Origin of the sequence: Enterococcus sp. DIV1304_2 (assembly GCF_050555445.1) — a bacterium.
GTDB classification, from domain to species: Bacteria; Bacillota; Bacilli; order Lactobacillales; family Enterococcaceae; genus Enterococcus_B; species Enterococcus_B pernyi.
Window position 1 is genome coordinate 2658317 of record NZ_CP187851.1, and the last position, 18058, is coordinate 2676374.

Here is an 18058-nt window from a genome sequence, read left to right on the forward strand (position 1 = left end):
GCGCAGATTTGCGTGGCTATCTTCCTTGGCTTATTTACTGTTTCCTGTATAAGAGAGTAATTACTCAATAAATGATCTTTACGTTTTACTCATCATTTTCACCAATACTTAGAATCAAACGAATATCGTCTTCTGTTAGTTTCGTCAATTGTTCTTCGTTTCCTTGGATTACTTTTTGGAACAATTCTCGTTTTTCTTGCTGTAAGGAATCCATTCGTTCTTCGATTGTTCCTTCAGCAATCATTCGCCATACTTCAACAACATTTTTTTGTCCAATACGATGGGCTCTTCCAGCAGCTTGTTCTTCGATCGCTGGGTTCCACCATAAATCATAAAGGATGACTGTATCTGCGCCAGTTAGATTTAACCCAGTCCCTCCTGCTTTAAGTGAAATAAGAAAGACATCTTTTTCACCCGCGTTGAAAGCATCGACCATGGTTAAACGATCTTGTGCCTTTGTACTTCCTCGTAAATAAAAGGTACTTAGCCCTAATTCAGCTAATTCCTCTTGAAGGATCGTCAGCATACCCGTAAATTGGGAGAACAACAAGACACGACGGTTATTTTCTTTTGCAGCTAGTAATAAATCTTTTACTTGTTCTAACTTACCTGATCCACCTTGGTAGTCTTCTACAAACAAGCGAGGATCACAACAAATTTGACGTAAACGTGTCAGTCCTGCCAAGATGCCGATCCGATTCTTTTTGAACGACTCTGAATCCATAGCTGATACTTCTTCACGCATTTGTCTTAAATAAGCAAGGTACACTGTTTTTTGTTCTTCCGTCAACGCAGAATAAAGATTCATTTCAGTTTTTTCTGGTAAATCTTTGAGAACTGTTTGCTTATCTCGTCTTAAAACAAAAGGTCGGATCATTTGCGCGATTTCATCTGTCGTCAACTCTCTAAAACGTGTCCGATTAGGAAAGAATCCCGGCATGATCGTAGCAAATAGTGACCATAGTTCTTCAAGGCTATTTTCGATTGGTGTCCCACTTAAAGCAAAGCGCTGTGGAATATGCAACTCTCGTAAAGCTTGAGCAGTCTTTGTGCTGCTATTTTTCACCATTTGCGCTTCATCTAAGACTAAATAATTAATCGTCGATGATTGATATTCTGAAAGATCCTGACGTAAGCTCGCATAAGAAGTAACACGAATATCTACTTTTTCAGCTAACAAAGTTTCTCGCTCTTTCTTATTGCCATTGATCACTTGGACACTTAATGAGGGTGCAAACTTTTTCACTTCGGCTTGCCAGTTATAGATCAAACTCGCCGGTGCTACGATCAAGGCGTCCAATGCACCTTTTTCTTCTTTCTCCGAAAGCAGAAAAGCAATAGTCTGCAACGTTTTCCCTAGACCCATTTCATCAGCTAAAATGCCACCAAATTGATAATGACCTAACATTTTCAACCATTGGAAGCCTTGCTTCTGATAGTCTCTAAGCTCTGCTTGCAAATTCTTTGGTAAAGTGGCTTTGTAATTCGTAGGATCGATCAAGTCTTGAGTCATTTGTTGGAAAGAATCGCCAAAACTAGCATTACTTCCTGTAAATTGTTCTTTGATCATCAATCCTTGATTTTTTGGCACTTGGATAACGCCATCGTCTGAACGGATCGTATCTCTGAATTGTTGTAGGATTTTGCTTGTTTGTTGGAATTCTTCTGAATCAAACGATAATACCTGTCCACTTTCTAAGGTATAAAATGAATCATTTCTTAACAAACTCTGCAAAACATGGTCGATTTCATGCTCGTTGATTCCTGTCACATCAAAGCGGATATCTAGCCATGATCCTGTTTCTTCTACTTCGATCTGTGGTTGGTGTTTTTGTGCATCTAGATATAATTCCCGTAATTTTTTTCCTATACGGACTTCTCCAAATTGACGAAAAACAGCTAATTCTGTCCGGAAAAACTGATACAATGCTTCACCTTCAGGTAATGGACGTTCGTAGCCCGTTTTATTTTTCCGGTAACGGTACATACGAAACAAATCAAGGACCCGCTGTTCTTGCGCCGTATCTTTCAATATTTCGGTAGTTTGCTCAGCAAGCGTTTCATGTCGTTCATCTGTGGAGAACACAACATCTCCATATACAAAATCGATCCTTGCTTGAATTTGCCCTTTCATTTTTTTAAAAACAAAGACAAACTCTACTGGAATATCTGCGACTTCTGCTGTCACTTCATCATCAATAGCAACGGTTCCTATCTGATCTAAAAGCGGTAAAATTTCTTTAAATAAAGAAGACAATTCTTTTTTATGAAAGGCAACTTCTGGCTCTTCAAAACGTTTCATCAGTTGTTTCCAAGTCAAATAGATCGTCTGTTGCTGTTTAGTCAAATGATAGATAGTACCTTGTCTGATCCCCCACTGATAGTGAGACAAGAACAAATCAAAGTCACTTACGGCAATCAATTGATACTGTATTTCTCTCTTCTTGACTTGAAAACTTAGCGGTTTCGTATCGTCTGAAAACTGGATGCCATGATAAGTTTGATCATTGATCTGTAGTTTCAAACGTGTCGATTGATTCATACGCTCTAACAAAGATTTCGATTGATCGATTGGCAAAAGTAAGTAACGCTTGTCTAATTTCCCTTTTACCAAGACACCGTTTGCGCCTAATAATGTTTGTGTCTGTGCAATACCTGCGAATAGCTCCATTAGTTGTTGATCTTCTTGTTGGAAAACTCGGTGCTCTAAACGGAATTGATACTGTTTATTGACCGTATAGTTTTCTTCTTCTGTATACGCCTGTAGAAATTCATAAATATTTTTTACGATGTATGTCTTCTTAGGTGTTTCTAGAAAGCCCACACGTAGATAAACCGCCAAAATAGAAAGTTCTGGATGGTATTGATTGGTTTCGATCTGTTCGACATGATAGTCGATCACTAAGGGTTGCAAGGATTTAGTAGAAGTCTTCCCTTTTAATCGGGCAAATCCTTTTGTCAATAGCTCTCCTTCACTGGTCTTTTTCGTTGGTTCGATCATTTTTTGATCTTTCTGCATGATACGAGAAAGTTGTTTCGATCGTAAATAAAGTTCTACTGCAACAGTGTGCTTGCAATAATGATGTTCTTCCCAGTATGGGCATTGACAGTAGTCGTTTTCTTTTGCTGTACCATCTAAATCAACTAAATACAGCTCACTACCTAAAACCTCTGCATGCCACACATTGTCTTCTTGATCTGGGACAACCGATAACACACGGTCTTCTTGCAAATATTGACGCCCTCTTGCAATGACTTTTTCCGGAATACTCCATTTCATTGTTATCAATCTCCCTTCTTAACCAAAATGGTAGCGTATTTCACTCTGTCCACTACCTTTTGTATCAATTCGTATTTGTTGCAAGACACGTTCTTTCAACTCACGTACATGGCTGATGATCCCGATCATCCTGCCTTCACTTTCAACGGTTTCTAATGCTTCCATTGCCATTTCCAAGGCTTCTTCATCCAGTGAACCAAACCCTTCGTCAATAAACAATGCTTCGATCGTGATTCCACCAGCTTGCGCTTGAATCACTTCTGCCAAGGCTAAAGCTAATGATAATGCAGCAATAAAGCTTTCGCCTCCGGATAAAGTATGCGATCCTCTGGTCGTTCCTGCTTCATCATCGTACACGTTGATCTCCAGGCCAGTCTTTCCGCGGTAGCTACCAACTTCTTCATCTAATTCAAACTGATAGCGGCTTTTGGTCAATCGTATCAGATGTTCATTAGCGACTTGCAAGACTCCTTGTAAATAAACTTGCAAGACATAACGTTCAATGCTTGTTTTTTTAGGATTTTCGCCATTCATCGTCTGTGATAATTGTTGCAACTGGATCAATTCATCTAGTTGTTCCTGACTATTTTGATAACTTGTAGTAAATTCCATGATCACTTTCTGATTGGTTTTATACTCTTGTTGTAAGTGATAGATCAATTGTTGCTGCTCTTCAATGTGTTGTTTGATTTTTTCGATTCGTTCACTCAACACTGTCAAATCTTGGGATTTTTCATCATAAGTGACATGTTCCAATTGTTCTAAGCGAGTGGAAAGAACCAACTGTTTCGTTTGATACTCCTTGATCGTTGTTTTTCTATTTTCGTATGTGACTGTTTCTTTTAACAACGCTGCTATTGCTTCTTGCGAAGAAAAATCAGTGTGTTGCGCCAAGAAACTAGAGATTTTCCGTTGTTCTTTTTCATATTGAGCAGTTGTCTTTTCGATTTGTTCAGTCAACGCTTCGATTTTAGTCGTCAAAACAGCTGATTCTTGCTGGAGTTTCTCACCTTGGGCCATTTGCTCTTCCAATTCTTGCTTGCTCTTGCTCGACTGTTCGGCTAATTGTTCAGCTTCTTTTACTAAAGTATCAAGGTCTTCTGCTCCTAATTGTTGACTCAATCCTGCCATCTCACCTTGGAGTCGTTGGATTTTTTCATTATGGAGCATTTGTTGAGCTTTGATCTGTTCACTTTGTTCTTTGTTGCTGGCTAGTTCTTCCATGACCCTTACTTGTGCTTCTTCTGCTTTTTTGATTTCCTTTAAACGAGCATTGAGGGTTTTCTCTATTTCCGCCAACCCTTGAACAATATCTTCTTGGACATCTATTTGGAAGGTGGCTTTTAACTCTGTGTTCAAGTAAATTGCTTGTTGATCCAACTGTTGACTCGTTTCCACTTGTTGCTGGCTTAAGCGAGCAAGCTGTTGGTTGATTTCTTCGATTTCTGCTTCTTTTCGACCAATTTCTTGATGCGTTTTTTCGATCGATTGTTCTGCTTGGACCATTTTTTCTTCAAGCACAGCTAAGTTTTCCTGCACTGATTCACGATTATCCGGTGTCAATGGATGCTCCGTTGCACCACATACTGGGCAAGGTTCACCAGGTATCAATAGGGTTTGTAAATAAGTAATTTGTTGCTTTGCCCAGTCGCTTTTACATTGATTGAACTCGTGCGTTTGTTGTTCAAGTAATCGTTGTTTTTCTGCCAATTGCTCTGTTGATTGTTCAAAGTACTGATGATTTTTTACTAGTTCTTTGTCAAGGTGATCAAGGTGTTGCTGTTGTTCACAGTAACGTTCCCCTTCTAAACGTAAACGTTCATAAACCAACTGTTTTTCTTGTAGTTCCCCTTGGGTTGCTAAAACGGTTTGACTCGTTTGTTGTCTTTCTTGAAGGATCAATTGCTGATCTGCCAGTTGTTGGATTTCTTGCTGTAACTCACTGACTTTTTTTTCCATTACGGAAAGTTCCGATTGTTTTTCTCTGAAAGTATCGGCCACTGGGATCAATCGTTGCTTTTCTTGGAGCATTTGACTCATTTTTGCTATTTTTTGTTCGAGATTTTCTCGTACGTCCGCCTGTTCTTGCCATTTCTGTAAATCACTTGTCACCTTATTGCACGCAATAATTAGTTGCTGTTTCTCACTTTCCTGTGTGGTAAGTGATTCTTGGTATTCTTGGCTACGTTCAAGCGGGGTGCGCAATTGCTGAGCAACTTCATAATGAGAAATCCATCTTTGGTGCTCCTCGATCACTTGTTGTTGCTCATTGAGCACTTGTTGTTCTGCTAATAATTGTTGCTTTTCTTCATAAGCAGATTTTTGATTTTTCCCGTGGTAGTAATCCGTCTCGCTGATTTTTTGTTCCTCTTTCAGTTGCTCTAATACTTCTTGCTCTGAGGCGAGCCTTGTTGAAACTTGATCTTGATACTCTTTCCACTCATTGATCACTGTCTCAAAAGATTGTAGACCAGCCAGTTGCTTCTCCTCATAGGAACTAAATTGCCTTTGCAATAAGACTAATTCTTGCTCCAAATGATCCAGTTCTTTTTGCTTGTTCTTGGCTTTTTCTTTCAATTGTTCGGTGAATCGTTGAAAGAATTGTGTGCCGAATAAGTTACGTAAAACTGTTTCTTTTTCACTACTAGAGGAAATCAAGAAATTCCGAAATTCTCCTTGCGGCAGTAAGACGATCTGTGAAAATTGTTTCGCATCTAAATTCAATAGTTCTTTGATTTCTTGATCGACTTCACTACGTTTTGTTAATTGTCGAATTTCTTTTCCTTTTTCATCAAAGATCGTTAAACTGACTTTTGCCGCCTGTTTTCTCATGCCCTCACCCTTGCGTTTAGCTAACAATTGTTCAGGCTTACGTTCGACTTCATAACGCAACTGTTGATGTTCAAACGAAAAAAAGACACTCGTTTCGTCTTCTGGTGTCGCAAATAATGACCGCATCTCTTTGCCAGACCGCAACCTTCCAGATGTTTCTCCAAAAAGCGCATAAGTCATGCCATCAAAAATCGTTGTTTTGCCAGCCCCTGTTTTTCCTGTAATCAAAAACAAGGCCGCTTGGGTCAATTTTGAGAAATCAATCGTTTCATCGATAAAAGGGCCAAAATTTTTCAATCGTAACGTCTGTGGTTTCATACTTGATCATTCCGTTTCTGTGAGTTCTTGCAACGTTTCTTCTAACCAGCTCATTTGTTGTTCTGTCATCGGTTCATCCACCATTTCGGTAAAGAATGTTTCCGCGAGTTTCTTTGGTTGCTTGATTTCAAGTGTCTGTCGTTTGCTTGTGGAACGATGCCGTCCATTGACACGTTCGACACCAAGTATTCGAGGATAGATTGCTCGTAGTTGGTTCATCATGTTAGGAATAACTGCGCGATCTTTTAAATAAATCTGCAAATAATTTTCTCGGTTGATCGTATGGTAAAAACTTGGGTCTAATAATTCTTTAAAACTAGCAGTTACTTCAGCGATATCATACAAAGGTGTGATTTCTTGAAAATCCAACACCAAGGTGTCAGTTAGATCAACGATCCAAACACCTTTTTTCTGATTGATCTCTGAAAGTGAGAATTTAAGTGGCGAACCACTGTATCTAGCATTTTCTTGTTGCAAGGCTGCTTGATTATGGAGATGGCCTAAAGCGACATAATCAAATGGCTCCAATAAACTACCTGGAATCGCATCTAGTCCGCCCACTTCGATTTTTGTTTCTGAATCTGACTTCTTGCTCCCTGTCACAAAAAAGTGGCTGACCAGCACCTGTTTTTTTTCAGGATCAAAAGCGAGTTGCATCTGGTCAACTACTTTTTCCATTGCTTGTTGGACCGTGCGGATCGTATCATCTTCAAAATAACTTCTAGCAGAGATTGGTTCAAAATAAGGCAATAAGAAAAATTGAGTATTTTGATAGTCGATAGGTTGGAAAGCTTCAGCAAATCGGGTGTGTAAAAAGAATTTTGTTTGGCTGAACCATTCAGTTCCAGCAGATAATCGAACACTGCTATCATGGTTTCCTGAGATAGCGAAAATCGGGAATTTTTCGTTCAGGTTCCAGTCAATCATCAATCGATTGAATATCTCTACGGCTTCTACGGCCGGAATACTTCGATCATAGAGATCACCTGCAATAACGATCGCATCCACTTTTTCCTTTTTCGCAATCGTTAAAATCTCAGATAGTACATGTTCTTGCTCTTTAAGTAAATCGTAGCCCTGCAATTTTTTCCCTATATGCCAATCAGCTGTATGTAAAAAACGCATCTCATCACCTCAAAAAAATATCCTTCTTACTATTATAACACTTCCATCAAGGACATGACAGCTAGAATCACTTACAAAAAGGGAGTTTTATAACAAAAAAAGCGATAAAGAAGCGGTGTCTTAGACAATCCGTTTCTTTTATCGCTCATCGAATAAAGAACAATTATTCTGTTTCATTCTTTTTTATGATCTCATATTTAAAATCAGGATTTACTTCCTTGTCTAGTTTATCAAATGCGGCTTGTGTGCGTCGCTCGATTTCTGCCATTCCTTCCTTGTCAGTTTTTTTGATATCTGACAAGTCGATCGGTTCACCAAAGCGAACAATCACTCGTTTGCGTTTGAATAGATCACCTAACGTGAGAGGTCCTTGATACACAGCTGGAACGATTTTTACTTTGGCCATTTTGGCAATTAACGCCATTCCACCTTTCAACTCAGTCGCATGTCTTGTCCCACTTGGAAACATGATCAATCCTAGATCGGTTGATTTTAGAATCTTGACAGGTGTCTTGATCACACTTGGTCCCGGATTGTCTCTTTTGACTGGAAAAGCATTCGAACGTGTTAAAATGAATCGTAAAACAGGGTTTTTGAACAATTCTTCTTTCGCCATAAAACTAAACGATTTAGGTGATGCAGCAACAGCGAGATACAACGGGTCCCACCAAGTGCGGTGTGGTGCAACAAGTATGTAATTCTCGTCTTTTGGTAAGACTTCTTTATTTTCATAACGGGCATTGCCATTGATAACAGCTAAAATCACTTTAACGAGCCCGCGCATAAATCGATAAAACATATTCTCTTCCTTTCTTTGCTTCTCGTTCCTATAGTATGCCTAAAAAAGACTGATTTGACAAGTTCCCTTGGTTCTTTTGAACAAAAATAGTATACTACATACGATTAGTTTTTTCATTTGGAGGGAATTAGATGCTTCACGAACATGAACGTATTGACCAATTATATGCACAAGATATTAAGATTATCCAAAGTTCCCAAGTTTTTTCCTTTTCTTTAGATGCCGTATTGCTTGCTCATTTTGCTCGTGCGCCAAAAACCGGTCAAATCGTTGACCTTTGTTCGGGGAATGGTGCTGTCGGACTATTTTTAAGCAAACAAACACAGGCAAAGATCGATGCAATCGAACTACAGCCACGCTTAGCTGACATGGCTCGACGGAGCATTTCCTTGAATCATTTAGAACAACAAATGACCGTGCATACGATTGACTTAAAAGAAAGTTTATCGGTTGTCAGACACAACTCTTGTGACTTAGTCGTCTGTAACCCCCCTTACTTTAAAGGCTTACCTACAAACAAAAAAAATCCAAATGAGCATCTAGCAATTGCCCGACATGAGATCCATACAACGTTGGAAGAAGTGATCCAAATCTCCGGCAAGTTATTAAAAACAAATGGTCGCTTAGCTCTTGTACATCGCCCAGAACGTTTCCTAGAGATTTTGGCCCTTATGCAAACCTATCAGATTGCACCGAAACGTGTTCAGTTTGTTTATCCTAAAGTAGGCAAAGAAGCAAATATTTTATTGATTGAAGGAATCAAGCAAGGAAAAGCCGATGGTTTCAAAGTGTCTCCACCTTTATTTACCTATGATACGCAAGGTGAGTATACCCCTGAACTCCGTGAGATGCTTTATGGAGAATAACCATTACTTTTATGTGGTGCACTGCCAAGATAATACGTTCTATGGAGGATATACCACTGATTTGGCTCGTCGTTTACAAGAACATAATAATGGCACAGGTGCGAAATACACACGTTTGCAAAAAAGACGTCCTGTAAAAATGATCCATGCAGAAGGATACGCTACAAGAAGTGAAGCCACAAAAGCCGAAGCCGCGTTCAAAAAACAAACACGTCGGCAAAAAGAAACCTATTTGAAGACACACCCTTCTCTTTCTTTACCTGATCAAACGGAGTAAAAAAATTTTAGAGAAAAAGAATGCCTCAACGAAAGATTGGAGAACGATTTTCGTTGAGGCACTTTTTTATAAGAGTTATCCTACTGCTCAGGTCAAAACATTGCTGTCACAACCCCAGTTTTTATTCACTTACTTGAGTACTATCAGATAGAGTGTCGCTCGTACTAGTCGAAGCAGTCTCACTCGTTTTACTTGTCTCTGATTCTTTTGTTCCACCTAATAGTGCTTCACTGACTAGATGGATATAATTCAACATACCATCTGGATTTGGATGGACTTGATCGTCATAGAACCATTCACTGTGACCGTTACTATAACCGTACCAATCAATCACTGTCATGTTGTCATATTTCTTTTCCATTTCTGTGAGCATGGCGTTGACTTCATTTTGCCAGCGCTTCGTTGGTACGCGAACATTGACCCAGTAAACTTTACGATCCCCGATCGCGTTCATCAAGCTATCAAATTGCGCCTCAGAAAAAGAGCCATTTGTTCCTAACCCAATTAATACCGTATCTTTCAATAGATCCCTATTTTTCAATTCTTCGATATAAGGAAGGCTTGTGTAGAGTTGACGACCGACATCACCATCTACGACTACTTGCGGATATAGTTCTTTTAAATCTGCCGCAGCATCTAACATGACTGAATCACCAAATGCAGTCAGCTCTAGTTGTTGGGCTTTTTCCCCTTGCGCTTTGGTCAAATCATATTTATCCAAAATCGCTTGGTCAATAGGTGCTACATTATTGCCTTGATTATTCTGACTTTTTTCAGCTAGTTTTTTACTTTCAGCAATATTCTTTTGTAATTGCTCTTGGTCCGCTGTCACAGCATTTTTAGGTGCAGTGACGAACCCGACTAAGGCAATCGCTACGACTAAGGTTCCAGGGACCACCCATGGCTTTTTCCAACTAAAAATAGGTTTGGTGAACCAGCCTTTGACGACGCGAAACGTTTGGCTATAATCAAATCGTGCCAATGGACGTTCGATAAAGCGGTACGACAGTTCACTGATCAATAAAATCAATGTGATTTCAATGACCGTGTGTAACAACACATGATCAGCGATACCTGATACTTTCGCTTCGTAAAAAATCATTACCGGAAATTGGTACAAGTAGATCCCATAACTTCGTTTACCAATCCAACTAAAGACCGGATTCGTCAACCAGCGATTCAAGCTCGCACCGGGATGCGCTGTGACTGCCACAAGAACCATACATAAAAGACTGACTAAAAAGAACCCGCCATAATAGATAAAGCTCAAATGGTCATCTAAGAAAAAGAAAAAGAGGACCAAAATGATCAACGAACTAAAACCCGCTAAATTCAATACTTTCTTTGCTTGTTTAGGGATATTTTTCTTCAATCGCGTACTTGGCCAAACAAAAGCCAATGCACTCCCCATCCAAATCGAGAACAAGCGAGTATCTGTCCCATAATACACACGGGTAGGATCGCCATTTGGCGAGTACAACACCATCATCAAAATCGCTGAAGCAATGGCTGTGCCCATAATGACATAAAAAATATTTTTTTTCTTACGGACAAATACCATGAGTAATACAAAAATGATCGGCCAGATCAGATAGTTCTGCGCCTCTACTGCTAAGGACCAAATATGGGTAAATGGCGACTCATTTGCAAAACGATCAAAATAGGATAATCCATTATTGATCTGCCACCAGTTATTGACATAGAATAAACTGCTGAGTACAACGCCCCGAAGATTATTCAACAATCCTCGCTGGAATAGCGTAATATATGCTGATGCAGTAATAAGCAAGAAAACGAGCCCAGGATACAGTCGTTTCATTCGCCGAACGTAAAATTGCCAAATATTGATTTTTCCATTTTGTTCCCACTCTTGTCGTAAGAGATCGGTAATAAGATAACCTGAAACGACAAAAAATATCGGAACTCCGAGGTAACCACCCTTCATACTTGTTGGCAACAAGTGGTATAAAATAACCCCGATGACCGCTAATGAACGAATCCCATCGAAGCCCGTGATATACCGGCTATTTTTTAATCTTTTTTGTTTTTCCATTCAATATTCCAACTTTTCATAAACTTTTTTCATTCGTAATATACGTGCATTACCAAAAAATAGCAAGCAAAAACTTCATAAAAGTTGCCACTTTATACTATAATCCCATAGTTCATCAAAAAAGAACACATTTTTAAGTAACTTTAACAAAATTTCAAATATAACAAGTTGGCTAATTGTTGCTTGGATAGGGTTTCATTATTTTCTATTATTTTTCGTTGATGGGCGAGAAATAATTGAAAGATATCTACTCTTAACATGGATAAACATCTATGCTACTTAGTTGCAAGCACTCTGTCACTCCTTTTCTATGATCACTTTAAGATATATTCTTGCATATGTTTAGCAACCAAGCTAGGAGGAATTTTTTCTAACCAGTCTTGAACAGGTACATAGTCAAGGAAACTACCAATCGTCGTTAGGCCTACATCATCACTAGCCAATTCTACTAATCCAATTTGAATTGCATTGTGGCTATCTAAGATCAGGTTGATCATACTTCATAAATCTTATAAAAGAAGACGCCTATTGCCTGTTGAAATATCGATAGCATAAATGATTATTTTCAATTCCTTAATCGCAACAATCATTTCTGGTATTCTAGCGACAAGAAGATCAAAAAAACACAGCGATAACCATTCAAGTTATCCACTGTGTTTTATCTAACTAGTTTACTAAAATCTAAATCCCATCTTCATAAAAACGTCCGAGAATTTGAACATTTTCCGCAATACTGACAAATGCTTGCGGGTCAGAAGTTTTCATTGCTTCACGTAACAAAGGAAGCTCATAGCGAGTAACGATCGTCATTAAGACTGTTTGTTTATCGTGCTTGTACGCACCTTCTGCTTCATTGATGATCGTGATCCCACGACGCATACATTTTTGGATGGCTTCGATCACTGCTTCAGGATGTTTAGTCACGATCATGACTTGCATCTTTTTTTGTTTCGTATAGACGACATCCGTCACCTTACCACTCACAAAAATCGACAAAGCACTATAAAACATATACTGCCAGCCGAAGAGCAAGCCTGCTACGAAAACAATCAGTGCATTGAAATAAATGGAAATCGAACCGATGGATCGACCTGTTTTTTTACGGATCGTAATACTCACGATATCTAATCCGCCAGAAGACAACCCATTTTTTAATGCTAAACCAATACCAACCCCATTGACGGCACCACCGAATATCGCACAAATGATCGGATCGGTCGAAAGAATCGTTTGTGGCAAAAGATGGATACTAAGCGAGGTTAATGTCACAGTGATAAATGTAAAAATCGTAAATTTCTTTCCAAGTTTAAACCATGCTAAAAAGAATAATGGGATATTCAGCAAATACAACGTGGTTGAGACTGGAATTTCAAAACCAATCACTGATTTAGAAAGGGTCGTTAAGATTTGTGCAAGACCGGTTATCCCACTTGAATAGATGTTTCCTGGTTGATAAAAAAAGTTCAATGCAACTGAAGCAATCAGAGCATAGACGATCGACACCGAAAGTTTGGTCGTATAATCATGATACGCCCAATTTTCGAAAGTTTTTTTCATGAAAAAAGCCTCGCTTTATCTGGTATGCCCTTATTATATGATCTTTTAGAATATAATCAAGAGACTTCTTTGAAAAAAAGATTGGAAATTCCAATATAAGAGAAAAAAAGGTTGCTCCAGTGTCACTAGCACGAATCAATCGCGACTTATCAGTGACTCCTTCACAACCTCGGTATTCCTATGAAAATAACTTCTCTTTCTTATTTGTTATTCAACTTCTGTAACGTCGATGTTCAATTCAAATAATTGAAGATCAGAAACAGTACTTGGCGCATCACTCATGACATCAGCTGCTTTACCATTTTTAGGGAAAGCAATCACTTCACGGATGTTTTCTTCACCTGCAAGCAACATCACAAAGCGATCAAGTCCTAAAGCAATTCCTCCGTGTGGTGGGAAGCCATAGTCTAACGCACTTAATAAGAACCCGAATTGTTCTTCCATTTCTTCTTCAGAGAATCCTAGTGTTTTCAATACTTTCTCTTGCAATTCTCTCGTATGGATACGTAACGATCCACCACCTAATTCATAGCCGTTCAAGACGATGTCATACGCTTCTGCGTAGACTTTTGCCGGATCAGTTGCCAATAACTCGACATCGGATGCTTTAGGCATCGTAAACGGATGATGCGCGGAAACATAGCGGCCTTCTTCTGCTGAATATTCAAATTGTGGCCATTCTGTCACCCATAAGAAATTGAATTTTGATTCGTCGATCAAGTCTAATTCTTTTCCTAAGCGAGAACGAATCGCTCCAAGAGTGGCTGCAACGATTTCTTCTTTGTCTGCACCAAACAATAAAATATCCCCAACTTCAGCGTTTGTTGCTTGGATCAATGCTTCAGATGCCTCGCCCATAAATTTCGCAATAGGCCCTTTCAAACCATCTTCTTCTACTTTTAACCAAGCTAGTCCTTTTGCGCCAAACTGAGTGGCATATTGTCCAAGATTATCTAAATCTTTACGTGAATACTTGCTTGCTGCATTTTTCGCATTCAGCGCTTTGACCACTCCGCCATTTTCAAGTGCCATTTGGAAGACTTTAAATTCAACGTCTTTCACAACCGTGCTCAAGTCGATCAATTCCATGTCAAAACGTGTATCAGGTTTGTCACTTCCATAACGGCTCATTGCTTCATCATACGTCATACGAGGGAATGGCAAAGTGACTTCGATGCCACGTACGTCTTTCATCACTTTAGCAATCAAACCTTCTGTATACGTTTGGATTTCTTCAGCGGTCAAGAACGTTGTTTCGATATCGACTTGCGTAAATTCTGGTTGACGATCGCCACGTAAATCTTCATCACGGAAGCAACGAACGATTTGATAGTAACGATCAAATCCAGCATTCATCAATAATTGTTTGAATAGTTGTGGTGATTGTGGCAATGCGTAGAAATGCCCTGCATGGATACGTGAAGGAACTAAGTAATCTCTCGCGCCTTCTGGTGTTGATTTGCCCAAATAAGGTGTTTCAATATCCAAGAAATCATGGTCATCCAAGTAATGACGGATTGCTTTCGTTGTGTCGTTGCGCAATTTGATATTTTTCGTCATTTTTGGACGACGTAAATCAAGATAACGATACTTCAAACGAATCTCATCACTGATCGTTTGTTCATCCTCAATCAAGAAAGGTGGTGTTTTGGCTTGATTCAAGATAATGATTTCATCCGCGATAATCTCAAATTCACCCGTTGCCATTTTAGGATTGATTGCCAATTCATCCCGATTTTTTACTGTACCTGTCACTTCAATGACATATTCACTACGGCATTTATCTGCGATTTCCCATGCTTCTTTATTGATTTCTGGATTAAAGACAAGTTGAACAATCCCTTCACGATCACGTAAATCGATAAAGATCACGCCACCTAAGTCACGTCTTTTTTGTACCCAACCTTTTAATGTAACTGTTTGTCCTAACTGCTTTTCTGAAACCAGTCCACAGTAAACTGTTCGTTGTGCCATCATTTTTCCTCCTGTTCAGTAGATAATGTCATTTCATCATAGACTTTATCAAAGTGGTCATAAATATCTTCTAGTGCAAAGCTTTTCTCTGTACGATTAGCCATTGATTTGACGTTGATCGTTTGATTTGCTAGTTCATCCGCACCAATCACTAAAACCAACTTCGCATCGGCTTTGTCTGCTGTCTTAAATTGTGCTTTGGCTTTACGTCCCATAAAATCACGATCTGCGGAAAAACCAAAATCACGGATTGCTTGAACGATTTTCAACGCTTCGATATTTGTTTCTTCGCCTAGTGCCACCACATAGGCATCTAATGTATTCATTACAGGAACAGCTACTTCTTCTGCCTCCATCGTTAATAAAATACGTTCGATCCCCATCGCAAAACCAAATCCTGGTGTCGCTGGTCCGCCTAGTTCTTCCACTAAGTTATCGTAACGTCCTCCAGCACAGATCGTTGCTTGTGCGCCCATTTTAGGCGCGTCACTCATCACTTCAAAAATCGTATGCGTATAATAATCCAATCCACGAACCATGTTGCTGTCGATTTCGTAAGGCACATCTAACGCATCCAACATGGCAATCACTGTTTCAAAATGCGCTTTGGCTTTTTCACTTAAATAATCTAAGATCGATGGCGCTTCTGCGACAAATTTTTGATCACGTTTATCTTTGCTGTCTAATACACGCAAAGGATTTTCGTGTAAGCGACGTTGTGAATCTTCACTTAATTCAGCTTCGAATGGGACAAGATAATCGATCAACGCTTGGCGATAGGCTTGACGTGTTTCTTGATCCCCTAAAGAGTTGATCACTAAGCGGATTTGACTGATCCCAAGTTGTTTGAAGAAGTCTAAGGCCATCACCATGCTTTCAACATCTGTCGCAGGATTTTCAGAGCCGAATGCTTCGACACCGATTTGGTGAAATTGACGTAAGCGGCCTTTTTGAGGACGCTCATAACGAAACATTGGTCCCATATAAAATGTTTTGTAAGGTTTTGTGTATTCTGGTCCAAATAATTTGTTTTCAACAAACGAACGAACGATTGGCGCAGTTCCTTCTGGACGAAGCGTAACATGACGCTCGCCTTTGTCATAAAAATCATACATTTCTTTTGAAACGATATCCGTCGTATCGCCTACACTACGAGCGATCACTTCATAATGCTCAAAAATCGGCGTGCGGATCTCATTATATTGGTAATCTTTGAATAATAAACGGGCAGTTTCTTCCACAAATTGCCATTTTTCGGATTCTCCAGGTAAAATATCATTTGTTCCTTTTGGTCTTTGGAAGTTCATCTTTTTCTCTCCTTTTCTTCACACTATGTAGTCAATGCAAACAAAAAACACCCTTGTTCGCCATGAACAAGGGTGAATGATTATTTCATACACGGTACCACCTATATTTGAAAGATTGCTCTTTCCTCTCACGATTAACGCTCGTCTACGGGACGGCTTTGCACGCGTCCATCTCCAGAGTGTCTTTCAGAAACTACTTGTTTTAGATCGCTCTCAGCCACGACGATCCTCTCTTATAAAGCCTTTAGTTACTTACTCGCTCTTTCATCGATATTTAGATATTAATTATAACCTACTAAAAACACAGCTTAAAGTCAAGTATATTCTTGTTGATTTCTTTTTCAAAGTCTTTTTGATTCAGCTTTTGTTCTTTTTGATTTAGACTAAATAAAAAAGGAGGTAGAAAAATGTCAGAAGTAAAAATTGGTCATTCTCAAGTATATGCCGAAGCAATCGGCTTAGGTGCAAATGCAGTCGGAGGACATAATCTGTTTTCTGGATTAGCGGATGAAACCGGAAAAGAAGTTGTCAGAGCCGCCTTAGATAATGGCTTGAACCTCATCGATACTGCTTATATTTATGGCGAAGGTCGTTCGGAACAATTGATTGGAGAAGTCTTGCAAGAACCGGCTTATGAGCGTTCCCGCATCATCATTGCCACCAAAGCAGCTCATCTCCCAGATCAACCAAAAAAATTTGATAATTCTCCTGAATTTTTGAAAAAATCAGTTGATGAAGCTTTAGAACGTTTGCAGACAGATTACATCGATATTTTTTATATCCATTTTCCAGACGAAGAGACACCTAAAAACGAGGCAGTTGCCGCTTTACACGAACTGAAAGAAGCGGGGAAAATCCGTGCCATCGGTGTATCGAATTTCACTTTAGAGCAATTGAAAGAAGCCAATCAAGACGGCTATATCGATATCGTACAAGATCAATTCAGTTTGATCCATCGCACAGCGGAAAAAGAATTATTCCCTTACCTCGAAGCTAACGAGATTGGTTTTGTGCCTTATTTCCCACTTGCTTCAGGTTTATTGACTGGCAAGTATGATCTAGAAAGTCCAAAACATTTTTCTGAAGATGATCCTAGAAAGAACAAACCAAACTTTCAAGGTGAACGATATGAACAAATCATCACAGCGGTCGATCAACTCAAACCGCTTGCTGAAAAGTACCAAGCAACTACTGCTCAATTAGTCTTAGCTTGGTATATCGCGCACCCGCGGATTTCATTTGTCATTCCTGGCGCAAAGAAACCCGAACAAGTCGCAGATAATGCCAAAGCTTTGGATATTCACTTATCTTTAGAAGATGCTCAAACAATCGATCAGCTATTCCGAGAGTTTAAATAATACTCAAAAACAACCATCGAGTGAAAATGCGGTGGTTGTTTTTTTTATTATGTACAAGATGTTTCAGCATAATCCTAGCTCCTTTTTCATTTCGTCATGCGAGACGCTTTCATCAAATTTCTGATGATCCTTCATCGCTTCATTATAGATTGCCAAGTCAATTTGTCTTTCTAACGTACCTAATATCATCGTTCTGGCTAATTCCGATATCGTCAGTCCGTTCAAATCAGCCATTGCCAACATCAATGCTTTTTCTTTCTCTGATACATGAATTGTAACTTCGCTCATTCTTTTATACCTCCTGTATATTTT

At 39.2% G+C, this 18058-nt stretch carries 13 protein-coding genes and 1 other annotated feature; of the genes, 3 read left to right on the forward strand and 10 right to left on the reverse strand.

Annotated elements, in window-relative coordinates:
• Positions 1–85: 85 nt before the first annotated feature.
• From IGJ14_RS12315 to IGJ14_RS12330, 4 genes are all read right to left on the reverse strand, one after another.
• The gene (locus IGJ14_RS12315) at positions 86–3280 is read right to left on the reverse strand and encodes a DEAD/DEAH box helicase (RefSeq protein WP_019723017.1); all 3195 of its coding nucleotides are present in this window, start codon (positions 3278–3280) and stop codon (positions 86–88) included.
• 18 nt (positions 3281–3298) lie between these two features.
• Complete coding sequence (locus tag IGJ14_RS12320; RefSeq protein ID WP_019723018.1) at positions 3299–6430, reverse strand: AAA family ATPase; 3132 nt, start codon at positions 6428–6430, stop codon at positions 3299–3301.
• A gap of 6 nt (positions 6431–6436) precedes the next feature.
• Complete coding sequence (locus IGJ14_RS12325) at positions 6437–7555, reverse strand: exonuclease SbcCD subunit D (protein WP_019723019.1); 1119 nt, start codon at positions 7553–7555, stop codon at positions 6437–6439.
• A gap of 163 nt (positions 7556–7718) precedes the next feature.
• A complete protein-coding gene (locus IGJ14_RS12330; protein WP_010734236.1) occupies positions 7719–8354 on the reverse strand; it encodes a lysophospholipid acyltransferase family protein in 636 nt (211 codons plus the stop codon).
• A 131-nt stretch (positions 8355–8485) separates the two neighbouring features.
• Here IGJ14_RS12330 and IGJ14_RS12335 point away from each other — a divergent pair, with 131 nt between their 5' ends.
• Positions 8486–9220 carry a tRNA1(Val) (adenine(37)-N6)-methyltransferase gene (locus IGJ14_RS12335; protein WP_019723020.1) on the forward strand — a complete coding sequence of 245 codons (735 nt, stop codon included), beginning with the start codon at positions 8486–8488 and terminating at the stop codon, positions 9218–9220.
• Positions 9210–9497 carry a GIY-YIG nuclease family protein gene (locus tag IGJ14_RS12340; protein WP_019723021.1) on the forward strand — a complete coding sequence of 96 codons (288 nt, stop codon included), beginning with the start codon at positions 9210–9212 and terminating at the stop codon, positions 9495–9497. The genes IGJ14_RS12335 and IGJ14_RS12340 overlap by 11 nt, the downstream gene beginning before the upstream one ends.
• A gap of 121 nt (positions 9498–9618) precedes the next feature.
• Here IGJ14_RS12340 and IGJ14_RS12345 read toward each other — a convergent pair whose 3' ends face one another.
• The 5 genes from IGJ14_RS12345 to hisS all read right to left on the reverse strand — a co-directional run bounded on the left by IGJ14_RS12345 (position 9619) and on the right by hisS (position 16388).
• Positions 9619–11550 carry an acyltransferase family protein gene (locus tag IGJ14_RS12345; RefSeq protein ID WP_195475558.1) on the reverse strand — a complete coding sequence of 644 codons (1932 nt, stop codon included), beginning with the start codon at positions 11548–11550 and terminating at the stop codon, positions 9619–9621.
• Positions 11551–11864: 314 nt separating this feature from the next.
• A complete protein-coding gene (locus tag IGJ14_RS12350; protein ID WP_019723871.1) occupies positions 11865–12047 on the reverse strand; it encodes a hypothetical protein in 183 nt (60 codons plus the stop codon).
• A 184-nt stretch (positions 12048–12231) separates the two neighbouring features.
• Positions 12232–13107 carry a YitT family protein gene (locus IGJ14_RS12355; RefSeq protein WP_019723872.1) on the reverse strand — a complete coding sequence of 292 codons (876 nt, stop codon included), beginning with the start codon at positions 13105–13107 and terminating at the stop codon, positions 12232–12234.
• Between the two features lie 207 nt (positions 13108–13314).
• Entirely contained in the window at positions 13315–15081 is a 1767-nt protein-coding gene (gene aspS / locus IGJ14_RS12360; protein WP_019723873.1) for an aspartate--tRNA ligase, read from the reverse strand.
• Positions 15081–16388 carry a histidine--tRNA ligase gene (hisS, locus tag IGJ14_RS12365; RefSeq protein ID WP_019723874.1) on the reverse strand — a complete coding sequence of 436 codons (1308 nt, stop codon included), beginning with the start codon at positions 16386–16388 and terminating at the stop codon, positions 15081–15083. The genes aspS and hisS overlap by 1 nt, the downstream gene beginning before the upstream one ends.
• A gap of 65 nt (positions 16389–16453) precedes the next feature.
• Positions 16454–16665 (reverse strand) — a binding site (T-box leader).
• A gap of 130 nt (positions 16666–16795) precedes the next feature.
• Here hisS and IGJ14_RS12370 point away from each other — a divergent pair.
• A complete protein-coding gene (locus IGJ14_RS12370) occupies positions 16796–17746 on the forward strand; it encodes an aldo/keto reductase (protein WP_019723875.1) in 951 nt (316 codons plus the stop codon).
• Between the two features lie 63 nt (positions 17747–17809).
• On the opposite strand, the gene relB is transcribed toward IGJ14_RS12370, so the two are convergent.
• Entirely contained in the window at positions 17810–18034 is a 225-nt protein-coding gene (gene relB, locus IGJ14_RS12375) for a type II toxin-antitoxin system RelB family antitoxin (RefSeq protein ID WP_430607987.1), read from the reverse strand.
• Positions 18035–18058 lie beyond the last annotated feature (24 nt).

What these genes read in the sequence shown, in the direction of transcription:
- IGJ14_RS12315 (WP_019723017.1), bottom strand. Translation starts at nt 3,280, where the DNA reads ATGAAATGGAGTATTCCGGAAAAAGTCATTGCAAGAGGGCGTCAATAT.
- IGJ14_RS12320 (WP_019723018.1), bottom strand. Translation starts at nt 6,430, where the DNA reads ATGAAACCACAGACGTTACGATTGAAAAATTTTGGCCCTTTTATCGAT.
- IGJ14_RS12325 (WP_019723019.1), bottom strand. Translation starts at nt 7,555, where the DNA reads ATGCGTTTTTTACATACAGCTGATTGGCATATAGGGAAAAAATTGCAG.
- IGJ14_RS12330 (WP_010734236.1), bottom strand. Translation starts at nt 8,354, where the DNA reads ATGTTTTATCGATTTATGCGCGGGCTCGTTAAAGTGATTTTAGCTGTT.
- IGJ14_RS12335 (WP_019723020.1), top strand. Translation starts at nt 8,486, where the DNA reads ATGCTTCACGAACATGAACGTATTGACCAATTATATGCACAAGATATT.
- IGJ14_RS12340 (WP_019723021.1), top strand. Translation starts at nt 9,210, where the DNA reads ATGGAGAATAACCATTACTTTTATGTGGTGCACTGCCAAGATAATACG.
- IGJ14_RS12345 (WP_195475558.1), bottom strand. Translation starts at nt 11,550, where the DNA reads ATGGAAAAACAAAAAAGATTAAAAAATAGCCGGTATATCACGGGCTTC.
- IGJ14_RS12350 (WP_019723871.1), bottom strand. Translation starts at nt 12,047, where the DNA reads ATGATCAACCTGATCTTAGATAGCCACAATGCAATTCAAATTGGATTA.
- IGJ14_RS12355 (WP_019723872.1), bottom strand. Translation starts at nt 13,107, where the DNA reads ATGAAAAAAACTTTCGAAAATTGGGCGTATCATGATTATACGACCAAA.
- aspS (WP_019723873.1), bottom strand. Translation starts at nt 15,081, where the DNA reads ATGGCACAACGAACAGTTTACTGTGGACTGGTTTCAGAAAAGCAGTTA.
- hisS (WP_019723874.1), bottom strand. Translation starts at nt 16,388, where the DNA reads ATGAACTTCCAAAGACCAAAAGGAACAAATGATATTTTACCTGGAGAA.
- IGJ14_RS12370 (WP_019723875.1), top strand. Translation starts at nt 16,796, where the DNA reads ATGTCAGAAGTAAAAATTGGTCATTCTCAAGTATATGCCGAAGCAATC.
- relB (WP_430607987.1), bottom strand. Translation starts at nt 18,034, where the DNA reads ATGAGCGAAGTTACAATTCATGTATCAGAGAAAGAAAAAGCATTGATG.